General features: G+C 37.8%; 13 protein-coding genes. All 13 read right to left on the bottom strand.

The window, feature by feature from the left end; translation table 11 throughout:
• Nucleotides 1–3: 3 nt before the first annotated feature.
• From JG738_RS05745 to JG738_RS05685, 13 genes are read right to left on the bottom strand one after another with little or no spacing between them, the layout of a single operon-like run.
• Nucleotides 4–1,914 carry an acetate--CoA ligase family protein gene (locus JG738_RS05745; RefSeq protein WP_201336980.1) on the bottom strand — a complete coding sequence of 637 codons (1,911 nt, stop codon included), beginning with the start codon at nt 1,912–1,914 and terminating at the stop codon, nt 4–6.
• A gap of 8 nt (nt 1,915–1,922) precedes the next feature.
• Nucleotides 1,923–2,744, bottom strand: a complete 822-nt coding sequence (lipA, locus tag JG738_RS05740; protein ID WP_201336979.1) for a lipoyl synthase — start codon at nt 2,742–2,744, stop codon at nt 1,923–1,925.
• Nucleotides 2,728–3,297 (bottom strand): hypothetical protein, encoded by a 570-nt coding sequence (locus tag JG738_RS05735; RefSeq protein ID WP_201336978.1) that lies wholly within the window; start codon nt 3,295–3,297, stop codon nt 2,728–2,730. Before JG738_RS05735 ends, lipA begins: the two co-directional genes overlap by 17 nt.
• Nucleotides 3,294–4,199, bottom strand: a complete 906-nt coding sequence (locus JG738_RS05730) for an aldolase (protein ID WP_201336977.1) — start codon at nt 4,197–4,199, stop codon at nt 3,294–3,296. Before JG738_RS05730 ends, JG738_RS05735 begins: the two co-directional genes overlap by 4 nt.
• Before the next feature lie 2 nt (nt 4,200–4,201).
• The gene (locus JG738_RS05725; RefSeq protein ID WP_201336976.1) at nt 4,202–5,122 is read right to left on the bottom strand and encodes a TIGR00730 family Rossman fold protein; all 921 of its coding nucleotides are present in this window, start codon (nt 5,120–5,122) and stop codon (nt 4,202–4,204) included.
• An 8-nt stretch (nt 5,123–5,130) separates the two neighbouring features.
• Complete coding sequence (locus JG738_RS05720; protein WP_201336975.1) at nt 5,131–5,937, bottom strand: ferritin-like domain-containing protein; 807 nt, start codon at nt 5,935–5,937, stop codon at nt 5,131–5,133.
• A gap of 2 nt (nt 5,938–5,939) precedes the next feature.
• Nucleotides 5,940–7,178, bottom strand: coding sequence for a DUF4010 domain-containing protein (locus JG738_RS05715; RefSeq protein WP_201336974.1), 1,239 nt, complete (start codon nt 7,176–7,178; stop codon nt 5,940–5,942).
• Nucleotides 7,178–9,865 carry a plasma-membrane proton-efflux P-type ATPase gene (locus JG738_RS05710; protein ID WP_201336973.1) on the bottom strand — a complete coding sequence of 896 codons (2,688 nt, stop codon included), beginning with the start codon at nt 9,863–9,865 and terminating at the stop codon, nt 7,178–7,180. The genes JG738_RS05715 and JG738_RS05710 overlap by 1 nt, the downstream gene beginning before the upstream one ends.
• Nucleotides 9,862–11,184 carry an NAD(P)/FAD-dependent oxidoreductase gene (locus JG738_RS05705; RefSeq protein WP_201336972.1) on the bottom strand — a complete coding sequence of 441 codons (1,323 nt, stop codon included), beginning with the start codon at nt 11,182–11,184 and terminating at the stop codon, nt 9,862–9,864. The genes JG738_RS05710 and JG738_RS05705 overlap by 4 nt, the downstream gene beginning before the upstream one ends.
• Nucleotides 11,177–12,394 (bottom strand): 2-oxo acid dehydrogenase subunit E2, encoded by a 1,218-nt coding sequence (locus tag JG738_RS05700; RefSeq protein WP_201336971.1) that lies wholly within the window; start codon nt 12,392–12,394, stop codon nt 11,177–11,179. The genes JG738_RS05705 and JG738_RS05700 overlap by 8 nt, the downstream gene beginning before the upstream one ends.
• Nucleotides 12,384–13,361, bottom strand: coding sequence for an alpha-ketoacid dehydrogenase subunit beta (locus JG738_RS05695; protein ID WP_201336970.1), 978 nt, complete (start codon nt 13,359–13,361; stop codon nt 12,384–12,386). Before JG738_RS05695 ends, JG738_RS05700 begins: the two co-directional genes overlap by 11 nt.
• Nucleotides 13,348–14,319, bottom strand: a complete 972-nt coding sequence (locus JG738_RS05690) for a thiamine pyrophosphate-dependent dehydrogenase E1 component subunit alpha (RefSeq protein ID WP_201336969.1) — start codon at nt 14,317–14,319, stop codon at nt 13,348–13,350. The genes JG738_RS05695 and JG738_RS05690 overlap by 14 nt, the downstream gene beginning before the upstream one ends.
• Nucleotides 14,312–14,653 (bottom strand): carboxymuconolactone decarboxylase family protein, encoded by a 342-nt coding sequence (locus JG738_RS05685; protein WP_201336968.1) that lies wholly within the window; start codon nt 14,651–14,653, stop codon nt 14,312–14,314. The genes JG738_RS05690 and JG738_RS05685 overlap by 8 nt, the downstream gene beginning before the upstream one ends.
• Nucleotides 14,654–14,671: the final 18 nt, after the last annotated feature.

The raw sequence follows: 14,671 nt of genomic DNA, 5'->3' as shown, positions 1-14,671 counted from the left end.
TCCTTATAATATATTTGCTACGTTTTCTAAATCATTAAAATAGAGGATTTTTTCATGCTTAAAATACTCAAAAGCCTCTTGAAAAGAGTCTTCACCAAAAAATACGGGAACAATATTTGCTTTTTTGCCAATAGCCTTCGCAATCGCCAATCCATCTGTCATCAGTTGTGGTGTTGCGAGGATGAAGATAAGAATATTGGGCTTATACAAAATATCAAGTGCCGCTTTGTAACGCTTTGCTGTGGCATCGCCTATAATGTCCACAGGGTTGTTATGGGACCAAGTAGGCGGTAAAACGGTATCCAGCCGCTTTATCTCTTTATTTGAGAGCTCATACATTTTTTTGCCTTGCTGTACCACGATGTCGGTCAAAATGGTCCCGGGACCTCCAGCATTGGTTATAATGAGCACTTCTGTAAACTGCTCAAATTGTGAAGCAAAGATCAGTTCATCGATATCTTTTTTAATGACAGCACCTGCTGCATAACTAAGCCCGACCAACATCTCATAGTTTCCGCTGATGTTGCCGGTATGGGAAAATGCTGCTTTTTTTGCCTCTTTCGTTTTGCCGGCTTTATAAACAAAGACAGGCTTTTTTGATGCTCGGATGGCTTGAAGGTAGCTTTTGCCGTCCTTTAGTCCTTCAGCGTAAATGTTAATAAAACGACACTCCTCTTTGGTATTGAGCTCTTCTATCGCATCTGCAAAATCAAAATCGGCCATATTGCCCAGAGAAATAATATGAGAAAAACCGATAGAGTGAGAGGTGGCTTTATCGATAAGAGCAGCCAAAACTGCTCCTGATTGAGAAACGAGAGCGATGTCTCCAGGCAAAATATCGGTTTTTGCAAAGGTGAGATTAAGCCTTTTGGAAGCATTATATATCCCAAGACAGTTTGGACCAATGATATTAATATTAAATCTTTTTGCAAGCTCAGAAAGGCGCTCTTCATCTTGAACATTTCCACTCTCTTTGAATCCAGCTGAGATAACTATGAAGTTTTTCACTCCCTTTTGTGCAAGCTCTTCAATAAGATTCACTACATATTTTGCGGGAATGGCAATAACGGCGGTATCAATAGGTGGAAGCTCATCAATATTTTTATAGACTTTTTTACCAAAAAGTTCATCAAGATGAGGATTGACAAAATAGACTTTTGATTTGGAAGAAAGAGCATTTTTGGCAATTGCATAACCAACTTTCTCCTCTTTATCTGTTGCTCCAAAAATAGCTATTATATTGTTATAAAAAAGATCAAGGCTCCTATGTCGATTTTCTCGTTTTTCTTTTTTTCCCTGTTTAATTCTTGCATCAACTGCAATAAAACCATCTTCAGTATAAATAAGAGGATTGACATCAAACTCTACTATATTTTCACTCAAGAAAAGATTTTGAAACTTTCGTATCGTATCTATAACATACTCGATTTTATACTCTTTTCCACGAAATTGTGGAAATATTTTAGAGATTTTTGTAGTTTTGAAACTGCGAATAATCTCATCATTATCTGCGTAAGTATCGATATAGCAGATATCTTTCTCCACTTCTAGGAGTGTACCGCCTTTTCCAAAGAGCAGAACCTCTTCAAAAGTGACATCATAAATACCTCCGATATAAAATTCTTCACCTCTTACCATCTCTTCAACAATAAATTTGTCATGCATATCCAAAAAAATTCCATGATTTTGCAAATTTTGTGTAATTTTATTACGAGCGTTTTCCAGTTCATCTTGAGAATCAACGCCTATAATAACACCTCCAACATCGCTTTTATGAATGACCTTATCTGAAGCAATTTTAATTACTGCTGGAAATGAATCGAAGTAGAGTGGCTTATCAATATCAAAAATCTCATATTTTGGTGTTTTTATTCCATATTTATCAAGGATTTGATAGACTTCAAACTCTTTCATAACTATCCTTATAATTTATCTGCATAGTAACTGCTTCTTACCAAAGCACCAGATTCCACTGCTAAAAATCCTAAAGCTAGAGCTTGCTGACGCAGTTGCTCAAACTCTTCAGTGCTATAATATTTTTGTACAGGGAGTTGATAGGGGGTTGGCTGAAGATATTGCCCAATCGTCAGCTGTTGTACTCCAACACTACGTAAATCTTGCAAGGTTGCATAGATCTCTTGCTCTGTTTCACCTAAACCAACCATAAGAGAAGATTTGGTAATAATGCCACTTTTGGCATACGTCTCAAGTACTTTGAGACTTTTTTTATAGCTACATCCTGGCATTATATTTTTACTGAGACGCTCAACTGTTTCGATATTGTGAGCAAGTTTGTAAGGTTTTGCAGCAATTATTTGTGCAAGAAGTTCGCTTTTTGCCTTAAAGTCTGGCGTGAGAAGTTCAATCTTTGCATCTGTTTGCTCTTTTATAGCTTGTGTAACTGCCACAAATTCTGATACTCCATAATCTAGTAAATCGTCTCTATCTACTGAAGTGATAACTACATAGGATAGTTTTAACTCTTTCACTGCTTGTGCGACTCTTTGTGGTTCAGTTGGATCAAGTGGCTGAGGTTTTGCATGTTTGACAGAGCAAAATTTACATGCGCGCGTACAGATATCGCCAAGAATCAAGAAAGTTGCGGTTTTTCTATGAAAACACTCTGTAATATTGGGACAGTGTGATTCAAGGCAGATTGTATTGACTCTGTTTTTTTGGAGTATCTTCAATGTAGTATCAATGAGTTCTGGGGCGGGGGCTTTAACTTTAGGCTTCAAATACATTACAAACTGCCTTTATTGCTAACTCTTTTGCTTTATCGATTGAGAGTTCTATACCTTCATTTTGCAAAGATGTTGCCACTATACCTTCTAAGCCGCAGGGAGCAATTTTGTTGAAATTTTCAAGATTTGGGGAGATATGGAGGGAGACTCCATGTTTGCTTACACCGTTTTTATAGCGAAATCCTAGTGAAGCGATTTTGCGATTTTGGATATAAAATCCGGGACGCTTTTTATCGTAATAAATTTCTAAAGGAAAATTTGAAAAAAATCTTTCTACTGCTTGCAATGCTTTTGCGTAGAATTTGGCTGGAGTAAAAACTTTGCAAGCAAAGTAGAGCATAAGTGTTCCTTCATCAAAGTAGGTTATTGAACCTCCGCGATCTGTTTGAATGAACGGGAGATTACAACGATATTTTTCACATCCAATTGTATAGACCGGATCATGTGTGCATAAAAGTAAATAATCTTCTCCATTTTTTGCTAAAAGCATATAGTCTTCTAAAATATCGTTAATATTAATATATATGACTTTACCAAGATCAACTATTTTCATTGCTGCAAAATTTTTACTGCTTCTTCTACACTTCTATCTTCACAGGTAATCGCATAAATTGCATTTGCCATTTTAATTGCCTCTGCAAGGGGTCTTTGATGGATATTGCGCCCCGTACCATTTCCACGTGTGCCACCTATGTGAATCTGCTCATAGAGCTTTTGTAAAAAGAGTTTTTCATCAATTTTTTTGCCACCTTCACATAATACTCCACAATTTCCAGCTGCCTGCGTAGCTTCACGTAGCAGTTTTGCATCAGGTTGAGCGTTTTTATAAGGGACTTTGACTTTTACAAAATCTGCTCCAAGACATGCTGCTACGCCTGCTGCACCAGCTATAAGATGGGGATCGTGCTCATCTTTAATAAATTTTCCTTTTGGATAGATCCAAAGCACTGCTAAAAGTCCAGCTTTATGCGCTTTATGCACAATATTAGCTGCTTCACGTAGCATACTGTGCTCATGCTCACTTCCAAGATAGACTGTATTGCCAAAACCTTTGAGATTAATACCACTATAGCGTGCAAATTCTAATACATCTTCTACCTCGATCCATTGCTGGGAATAGGGATCTTTTGCATCATATGGGATGATATTCGTTTTTGAGTTGAGTTTGACAAGATAAGGAATATCTTTATAATCTGGTGCATAGCGACTAATGAGACCAAATTGCGTTGCAAAAACACCAATCTTCGCATGAGATGCAATTTTAAAAAGATGCTCAGGATCGTTATCATCTGGAGGAATACCTGGTCCATAAAAATCATTATTGAGATGCTCAACCTTTTGATCTCCTGCAAAGAGCATCAATCTTCCCGTACTATTGGTAGTAGTATGAAGGATTTCTAAAAATTTTCCTCTCATTTGTGGAGGAACATCAGCAGGTATGAGATGAGTAAGCATGGTTAATCCTTTTTATTGTGATTAAAAATATCGATGCCGGCTTTTGCATACCAGTGTAAAATATACTCCCATGCTTCCTTGGCATTTTCTTTGAAAGTAAATATATGGAGATCTTCTGCGTCTATTGTTCCTTCTTCAACCAAGAACTTAAAATTAATGAGACGCTGCCAATACTCTTTACCAACTAAAACTACAGGGATAGGCTTATTCTTACCAGTTTGAATGAGAGTGAGAGTCTCAAAGAGCTCATCAAGGGTGCCAAAACCTCCTGGAAAAACAACAAGAGCAATAGCTCGATGTAAAAAGTGGAGTTTACGAATGGCAAAGTAATGAAATTGAAAACAGAGTTCGGGAGCAATATAAGGGTTTGGAAACTGCTCATGTGGAAGCTGAATATTGAGACCAATACTCTTAGCACCGACATCGTATGCTCCTCTATTGGCTGCTTCCATGATTCCTGGGCCACCCCCTGTCATGAGAGTGAGAGTATTGTCTTTTGGACCTTTACCAGCTTTTCCTACAAGTTGTCCAAATTTTCTTGCCTCTTCATAATAAATACTCTTTTCTACCATCTTTTCAGCAGTGCGAAGTTCTCGCAGAAGTGTTTTAGAATCAGGTTTTTTCTTGAGTAGATTTTTTATTTTTTCTAGCTCTTTCATTGCCGATGCGGGCTCTTTGATTCTTGCACTTCCAAAGACCACTATAGTGCGTTTGATACCATACTTTTGCATAATGAGTTCTGGTTTGAGGTAGTCAAGCTGAAGTCTTACTCCTCGCGTCTGGTCTGAAAGCAAAAACTCTTCATCTTCGATAGCCAATTTATATGAAGGTGAATGAAAAATCCTCTCTATTAATTCTTGTGCTTTTGGATCTTCAAATGGTGGTTTGGGGTGTTGCCATGGAAAAGTTCGCTTTTTTTTCATTTTCTCTCCTAAATTCCCAATATTTTGAGTGCTCCTCTTACCATAGGCACAGTAACTTTTTCTACTGTTTTATTGAGATCAAGAGGACGCAAAAGCATTTTTATAGCCATATTGTAGGGATAATACTTTTTTGCAAATTTGCCAACCAATTTTTTATGTTCTTCATAATGTTTATCTTTAAATGGCTCATTTTCTCTCACTTCCCAAATTGCTCTAAAGGCAAGTCTTCCATCCTCTCCATCTACCTCTTTAAGCCTATCATAAATCACTTTGATAATATCATCTCTTCGCAGCTTTTCATTTTGATTGTAGTAACGAAATCCATTTTCAAACTTATCGTAATGATATACCTCATCTTTAGAAATATTATGAGCAATTTCCCCTAGAATGGGTGTATTAAGATCTGTGGAATAATTTTCTAAAGCCTTATAAAAGGTACTTGTCCCAGTCTCTACAACCATGCGGGCTAGCATCTCTTTTGCTTTTGTAGGTTGAAATTCATCCAATGTACAATGAGGAAGATAGTACTCTTTAAATCTCTCATAAGCCTTTTCCCAATCAAACTCTGGCCAAACTGTATTGACAAACTTTTTCAAAGCTTTTCCATGTTGAATCTCTTCAGGCTCCCATACCTTTTCTAACCATGAGATAATCTTCATATTGTCACTATAAAATTGAACAAGATTTTTTTCGTATACGTCGCTGGTAATTTCAATAAAAGAAGCACTTGTAATGAGGTAAAAGAGGAATGTTTTATCTTTTAAAGCTTCTGCATTGATATTTGTGTAATTAATATCTTTATAATGCCATCGCATAGCTATCCTTTATAAATAATAAATGGTAAAAATATTGTAGCGAGACCAAGTAAAACCAACCATAAAGCTGCTATTTTTGGCTTATTCGCACCAAATAAGATGGCATAGATTGCTTTGAGAATATTATTGGATCCACTTGCAATGAGGATTGCCGTAGCAATTTGCTCAATACTTATACTAAATTTTCCTGTTAATAAAGAGAGGATAAAGGGATCTATATCTGTAAAACCGATGAGAAAAGCGAGAATCTTGAGACCAAAATCACCGTAATGAGCTGTGACAAATTTTGTTAATGCCATCGTTGCAACAAAAAGCAAGCCGAATAAAAAAGCTGTACCAAGCTCTAAAGGGTTTCTATCATCAATAGGAGCAATAGGATTATTTTCTTCTTTTTTAAAAAGTGCCAGTGCAATGATAATTCCTATTAATGACAAAGATATTAATGGAAATGCTATTTTGATCGCTACATGAAAATTGAAAATAAAAGTAATTACTAAGAGTCTTATATACATCATTGCTGTAGCGATAATAATGGATGCATCTATTAGACGTATATTTTCAATATAGAGGCTTTTTTTTGCCAATACTACTGTCGTAGCAGTAGAGGAGTAGAGTCCTCCAAGTATACCGGTAATGAGATAACCTCTATTTTTAAATATATACTTTTGTGCAATATAACTACCATACGATATAGCTGATATTATGACGATAACAAGCCATATTTTAAAAGGAGAAATTGCAAGGTAAGGTAGGGGTGCATCTGGTAAGATGGGGAGTATGACTGCGCTTAAAAGCAGAAATTTCCCAAGGATTTCAAACTCATGCATATTGAGCTGCTCTAAAATATAGGAGAGACTCCTATTTGCATTGAGTATAAAGACTATAAGCACATAGACAAGAGTTGGCATCCAAATACTAAACTCTTCCATCATTGCACCAAATGAATATACAAGTGCGATAAGTAAAAATGAGATGATTGCTGTACGATCGTGATGGAGTTTATAAAAATAGTAGCTCAAATATATCGCAACTAGCGCTAAAAAACCTAAAAGAAAGTAGTAGAGATTGATTTTAAAAAAAATATACCCCATAATTCCAATAAAAGTAAATGTCCGCGTAGAACCTAAATGGGGCTTATCGCTTGTGTGCATGAGACGGTAGGCTTTAAGCTCTAGTCCTACCAAAAATGAGAGCGCTACAACATAGAGAAAATGGAGAAGTTCTAAAGGGATAAAGTGCATTAAATAACCTCTATCCCTTTGATTCTTCGATAATATCTTAAAACTGCCATTTTGACTGCATCATTAAATACAAACCATGTGAGTGCATATGCCCACATGAAAAGTCCCCAATCCCATCCAATTGGCATCATGAGACCAAAGCCATATACAGCAATAATTGTACCAATCACCCTAGTAGAAAATGTAGCGCCAAACAAAATCCATGATGGCCAAGGTCTTTTAAAAAACCAGTCATCTATACGTGTATTGTAGATGGTTCCATGACCTGCTATCACCATTTTTGCAAAGAATATTGACTGTACAAAAGCAAGCCATTGCTTTTCATCGTGCATATCAACCCACAGTGGTACATGAGGTAAAAACCAAGCACTTTCTGGATGTGTCTTGAGATAGACCATAACGATATAAAAAATCAAAAATGAACTCGCAACACCAGCTACACCAAGCCAACTTGAAAGCACTAGCATTTCATGCATATCCCACCGTACCGGTTTTTTTCTCACCTTCGTGTTATCATAAGCAATAGCAAGGATTGGAATATCATTGAGTAGTGCTAAAACAATAATCATAATAGCAGTGAGAGGATAGAATTGAAAAACAACAATTGCGAGTGTCATAAAAACTATTATTCTCATAGTCTCAGCTATCCGAAAAATTGTATAGCTTTTCATGCGCTCAAAAGTAATACGAGCCTCTTTTATAGCATCTACAATAACGCGAAGTCCAGGAGCTAAAAGAACAATATCAGCTGCAGCACGTGCAGCATCTGTTGCACCACTTACAGCAATACCTGTATCTGCTTTTTTCAATGCTGGAGCATCATTGACACCATCTCCTGTCATTCCCACAATATGATCTGCTTTTTGGAGCTCATCAACGATAAAGTATTTATCTTCAGGAAATACCTGTGCAAATCCGTTTGCCTGCTCAATAAGAGCAATAATTTCACTCTCATGTTTTTTTACTGTTCCTGGAAGCAGCGCTTTATTTTCTAACTCTTTACGTACCTCTTTTACTATCTGTTTTGTAATAAGTTGGAGCTTGTCTTCACTCATGTCTGGTTGCGTTACTTTTAAAAGTGCTTTAGAGACAACTTCTGCAAGTATTTCATATTCTCGTGTGCTTTGACCGCGCAACTCTTTTATATCGAGAATATTTTCACCAATACCTAATATTTTTGCGATATATCGAGCTACAGCGATATTGTCGCCAGTAACCATCTTAACTTCAACACCTCTTGCTTTAGCCTCAATTATTGCCTCTTTTGAGTCTTCTCTAGGAGGATCATAAAGAGGGATAAGCCCTACAAAATGAAATTTTTCTTCATTGCAATGCTTATATGCTACACCAAGCGTACGAAAGCCGTTTTCTGCAAAATCTTCTATTTTGAGATAGATTTGCTCTTCGTTAAATTCGCTAGTATCGCAAAGAGAGACGATAACTTGTGGTGCCCCTTTGGTTACTACAAAGCACTCTTGCTTATCATTTAACACTACTGCTTCGGTACGTTTTTTTACTGGATCGAAAGGGATGAAATTTTTTACTGTAAAATGGTTAGCGAGTTTACTAATACTATGCTCATCTGCATAAGAAAAAATTGGCTTTTCGATAGGATCATTATTTTCTCTGCGGCTTGCAAGAATAGCATATAAAAAGAGATCTGCACTTTTATAGTCATTAATAATATAAGGTTCGGCTATTGTCATCTGGTTTTTTGTAAGTGTACCAGTTTTATCTGAGCACAATACATCCATACCAGCTAACTCCTCAATGGCCGCTAGACGACTCACAATTGCTTGTTTGCGTGCTAAATTGAGAGCACCAACCGCCATTGTAACAGTTAAAACCGTAGGGAGAGCCACAGGGATAGCGGAAATCGTAAGAACGAGAGAAAAGACTAGAAGTTCATAAGGGTTTTCGTGCCGCTTTAATCCGTAAAAAATAATGATTGCTATCATTACAATTGTTATAAGAATGAGAAAATCTCCTACACGTATAACCATTTTTTGGAAATGGCTACGCTGCTCTCTTTGTGCTTTTGCTACAAGACCTACAGTTTTACCAAAATAGGTATTAAGACCAGTATTGACAACAATACCTATCATCTCCCCCTGTTTGACGATGGTATTTGAAAATGCTACATCATTCTCTTTTTTGTGTACCGGTAAAGATTCCCCAGTAAGAGCAGATTGATCAACAAGAGCATAGTCGGTTACTTGAGCTATTTTTATATCTGCTGGTATAATATCACCGATTTTTACCTTTACAATATCGCCAGGAACTATCTCCTTTGCTGCAATCTCTTGCCACTCTCCATCTCGCAATACAGTAGCTTTTCGAGCAAGTTTTTGTTTGAGTACTTTAATTGCATTGAGTGCCTTTGATTCTTGATAAAAATCTAAAAAGGCATTGACAAAAAGCATAATGAGGATGATATAAAACTCCTCCCAGTGTTTAACAAGAGCAGCTAAAATTGCTGCTACTTCTATCATCCAAGGAATTGGCCCCCAAAATCTGCGAAAAATTCTATGCCATAGAGGCTCTTCTCTCTCTGGAATTTCATTTGGGCCATATTTTTGTAACCTCTTTTGCACCTCTTCGCTACTAAGCCCTTTTTCTACATTGGTATCGAGCTCAGCAGCTACCTGCACCCAAGGGAGCTTCTCATAGTACTTTGTTTCTTTCATTTAACTCTCCTCAAGACTCTATCAATACTCTCACTAAAAGTTGGATGTGCAAAGACAGCTTTAAGAAGTGCATCTTTGTTCATTTCACCTGCAAGAGCTGCAGTTATAATACCTATGAGTTCTTCAGCATGAGGTGTGAGGAGTTCAGCTCCTAAAATAAAATTTTCTTCATCAGTATAAAGTACTACTCCTCCATTTGCAGCATCGGTAAGATGTGAAAGTGCAAGTGCTGAGAGTGGGAAATACTCCTCTTTATAGTGTATATCTGATTTGTCAAGAGTAGTTTTTGTAACTCCTACTGCAGCATATTGTAAAGGAAGAGTATAGAAAAATTTTGGAATGTTGTTGAGATTGAGTCTCTTTTTTTTGCCCATAATAGTATTAACTACATTGAGTACCATAGCTCTTGCTGCATGTGCAAGCTGCAATTTTCCATTGCAATCACCTATTGCATAAACACCTTGCATAGTTGTTGCAAAATACTCATCAGTCTCAATTGCTCGAGATACTTTAATATAGTCAGTTTTTACTACATCTGTGTTTGGTTTTCTTCCCGTTGCTACAAGGAGTTTATCAAATTCTAAAACACCTTCATTTGTGGTGATTTTTGCTTTTTTATTGTGCTCAGTTGCTTCAATTATAGTTGTATTTTTTAAAAATTGTATGCCAAGCTTTTGAAGCTCTTTTTCTAGTGAAGTTAAAAGAGTAGGGTGGATTTTGTTGGAGATATGTTCATGACGAAAAATGAGGGTAGTTTGGACGCCACAAGCCGCAAAGAAGCTCGCCATCTCGAGTCCAATGGCACCACTTCCATATATTGCAATATTTTCTGGGAAATTTGTGAGATTGAGTACTTCATCGCTTGTTATGATACTTGATTTATTATATGCTATACCTTGGGGGATAAAAGGTGATGAGCCAGTTCCAAGGACAACATATTGTGCTTCTAACTTTTTACCATTGACTTCAATTTTTTTATTATCAAAGATATAGCCTTTTCCCTCAATGAGCTCTACACCAGCATTGAGACATTGCGCTTCTATTGAGCGGTGAGCTTTGTGGATTACTTCATCTTTTTCTTTTACTGCTACTTCTAGTTTAAGTCTATCTTTGTGTCTAATAAAGGCTGGGTTTTTGAGTTTTACTTCTGTTTCGGCTAGATGGAGGAAATGCTTTGACGGAATACAGCCATTATTGAGACAAGTTCCTCCAATATGCTCCATGTCTTGCTCTATAAGAGCTACTTTGAGCCCTTTTTTTGCTGCAACTACTGCGCCAGCATAGTTGAGACCGCCACCTATGAAGATAATATCATACATCGATACCCTTTGCGAAGTTGTTTTTGAGTTCACTCACAAATTTTGCAGCATCTACTCCATTGAGGATTCTATGATCGAAAGTAAATACTACTTCGACTCTGTTTTCTTCCACTTTTCCAAAAGCAGCTATTCCAGAATCTTTTTTGTTAATCATTGCATCAAATGCTTTTACTCCAAACATCCCCAAATTACTAAGACCAAATGTAGAACCTTGTAAATCATCAGGCGTATAATCTCTTGTTTTGATGTTTCTCACCCACTGATCTATCTCTTCAAGACTTTTTGATTCAATATTTTTACACACAGCCATATAGAGTGCATCTTTTTTTGCTACTGCTACACTGATATTCGATGTTGGGTAAATTTTGTAGCTCTCACCATCAAGTATAGCGCGTGTGAGTGGGTGGTTTTGCATCGTGTCGCCTATAATTTTGAGAAGATAGGCTGTCGTTTTTATATTGGCAGGGAGATTAAGGGTAAAAGTCTCATATATGTGATAGATAGGTTTTTTAGCTGAAGCTTCTACATTTTTCTTAATTGCAAGGCGATTGGAAGAGAGGGCAACCACTTGTGGAATATTGTGTGTCTTTATATACTTAAGTACTTCATCTTCATCTATTTTATGATCCAATGAAAAGCTATTTACATCGATCCTAAATTCCTTCAACAAATGCAACGCTTTTGGTGTAAAGTATCGCCTCAAAAGCTCTTCGTTAATATCTTTTAGATGCGCAGGCTTTGGTAAAGCTCCCTCTTTTTGTAAAGTCTCTATATCGATATTTGCTTTTGCTGCCGCTTTTTTTGCCGCTGGTGAAGCGTATCCTTCTACAGGGGGTGTCGAAGTAGGCATCAATTCTTGAAGAATTGAGGGAACTTCGCTTTTTTGAGAAACTTTGGACTCCTTTTTTTGTTTGGATGACTCTTCTTTTGGCTGCTCTTTTTTTGTAGGAGTTTGTGGTTCTACTGCAGTCTCTTGTGTATCAAGTATTGCTATAGGCTCTTTAACCGGAACCTCATCTCCTTCTTTGACAAGCAGTTTTTTTACCACTCCATCTTTAAAGGTTTGTACTTCCATAATCGCCTTATCGCTCTCCACTTCTGCTATTACATCGCCTTTATGAACTATGTCTCCTTCATGAACGTGCCATTTAATGAGTTTTCCTTTATCCATCGTATCTGATAGAACCGGCATAACAATTTTATAGTCCATGGTTTTGTCCCCAAAGTTTGATTTGTGCTGCAATTTTATCTGGAGTTGGGATAGAGGCAAGTTCAAGAGTTCTATTATAAGGAATTGGCACGTCTTCTCCTGCAATTCTAAGAGGTGGAGCGTCTAGCTCATAAAAGAGTTCTTCTGTGATTCTTGCTATCACTTCAGCACCATAGCCTCCGGTTTTATGATCTTCTTCTACTAATACAACTCTTTTTGTTTTTTTGATAGATTCTGCAATCGTTTTCATATCAAGAGGTCTGAGGGAATTAAGATCAATAACTTCTACTGAAACTCCTAACTCTTTTTCGATTGTAGGAACAGCTTCAAGCACATCGTATCGCATTTTTAAATATGTAAGGATTGTTAAATCATCTCCTTTTTTGACAACTTCGGCTTTGAATGGATCGAAATTTGCTTTTTCTTCAAACTCCATCTCCATAGGATAGAGCAGTTCATGTTCCAAAAAGATGACTGGATCATTGAGAAAAATCGCATGTTTGAGGGCATGGTAAGCATAGGTTGCATTGCTTGCTGCTAAGACTATGAGACCAGGAATAGAAGCATAGAGCGTCTCATAGCTTTCGCTGTGCTGCGCTGCGAGCTGGCGTGAAACACCTCCTGGCATTCTAACAGTTAGTGGAATCGTCATCTTCCCACCGCTCATATAGCGAAATTTGGCAGCATGATTGACAATTTGATCTAAAGCAAGGAGTGAAAAGTTGACTGTCATAATTTCAGCTATTGGTCTGAGTCCCCCAATCGCCATTCCTATGGCATTTCCAACGATACTAAGCTCTGCAATTGGCGTATCAATTACCCTTTTTGCTCCATACTTTGCAAAGAGTCCTTCACTGACACGATAACTTCCACCATAGCGTCCAACATCCTCACCTAAAATGACGACACTTTCATCTGCTGCCATCGCTTCATCAATGGCCCTGTTTAGCGCTTCACGATACAACATTTGTGCACTCCTTGCAGTATACATCTTCATAGAGTTCATTTAGTTCTGGCTCAGGGGAGTTTGCAGCAAACTCTATTGCCTCATTAATCTCTTGCTCAATCTTTTTATCGGTCTCATCAAAATAGCTTTCTTCTACAATTCCTAAAGCAATGGCTTCACTTTTGAGTTTTTCTATCGGATCTCGAGATTTGAAAATCTCCATCTCCTCTTCACTGCGATATTTTCCACTGTCACTCATTGAGTGTCCCTCATAGCGGTAAGTTTCAGCTTCAATGAAATAAGGCCCCAAACCATTTTCAAGATACTCTTTGGCTTCCGTTACCGCCTTGTAGACTTCACATACATCCATGCCATCGATTCTTTTAGCAGGCATATAGTTTTTTGCCTTGTTAAAAAGCTCTTCAAAAGGACTCACCCATCCGATACGCGTACCTATTGCGTAATAGTTGTTTTCACAAAAAAAGATGAGTGGCAGTTTCCAGGCAGCTGCTATGTTGATGCTTTCAAAAAAGGCTCCCGCATTGGTAGCACCATCACCAAAGATGGCAAAGACGCCAGCTTTTTCTCCTTGCACTTTTCTTGCATATGCACACCCCACGGCAATCGGCAAGTGTCCCGCTACAATTGCATCACCTCCGTAGAAACTAAGTGCCGGATCAAAAAGGTGCATCGAGCCGCCTTTGCCTCTGCTCACTCCCGTTGCCTTTCCAAAAAGCTCTGCCATGACTACTTTTGGATCCATGCCTCTAGCAATCGCTAAAACATGCTCTCTATAGTGCGTAAAGACATCGCCTTTGTCAAAGGCTTGCATACTTCCAACACTGCAGGCTTCCTGCCCGATATCAAGATGCAAAAAGCCTGCAATGTTGCCTTTCATATACTCCTGCTTGGCCGCGACCTCAAATTCGCGACCAAGTTTCATCAGATAATAAAAGGTTTTGACTCTTGCGCTATTCATGGCTAAACTCCTCCAACGCTTCTTCTACTGGGGTCATATACATAAGAGCCGGTCCTCCATGCATTAAAACTGCCTGCATGGCAGCTTCCAAAATCTCTTCTTTACTGGCTCCACTATCCAAAGCTCCCTTGACATGGAGCGCTATACACCATTCGCACTGTGCAGCTACCCCAAGTCCTACATTGATAAGCTCTTTTTGCTTTGTTGTTAAAGCTCCCTCTTTTTCTACGCTTGTCATGAAACCCAGAAAATTTTTGATACTCTCAGGTTGCTGCTGTTGCAGTTTACCTATGAGTCTTTTGATCTCTTGTAGTTTTTGTGCCATTTTGCCCATAATTGCCTCCTTTTTGCG

It is taken from the genome of Nitratiruptor sp. YY08-26 (assembly GCF_016593215.1).
GTDB lineage: Bacteria > Campylobacterota > Campylobacteria > Campylobacterales > Nitratiruptoraceae > Nitratiruptor > Nitratiruptor tergarcus.
This window is presented reverse-complemented; position numbering and strand designations above follow the sequence as displayed.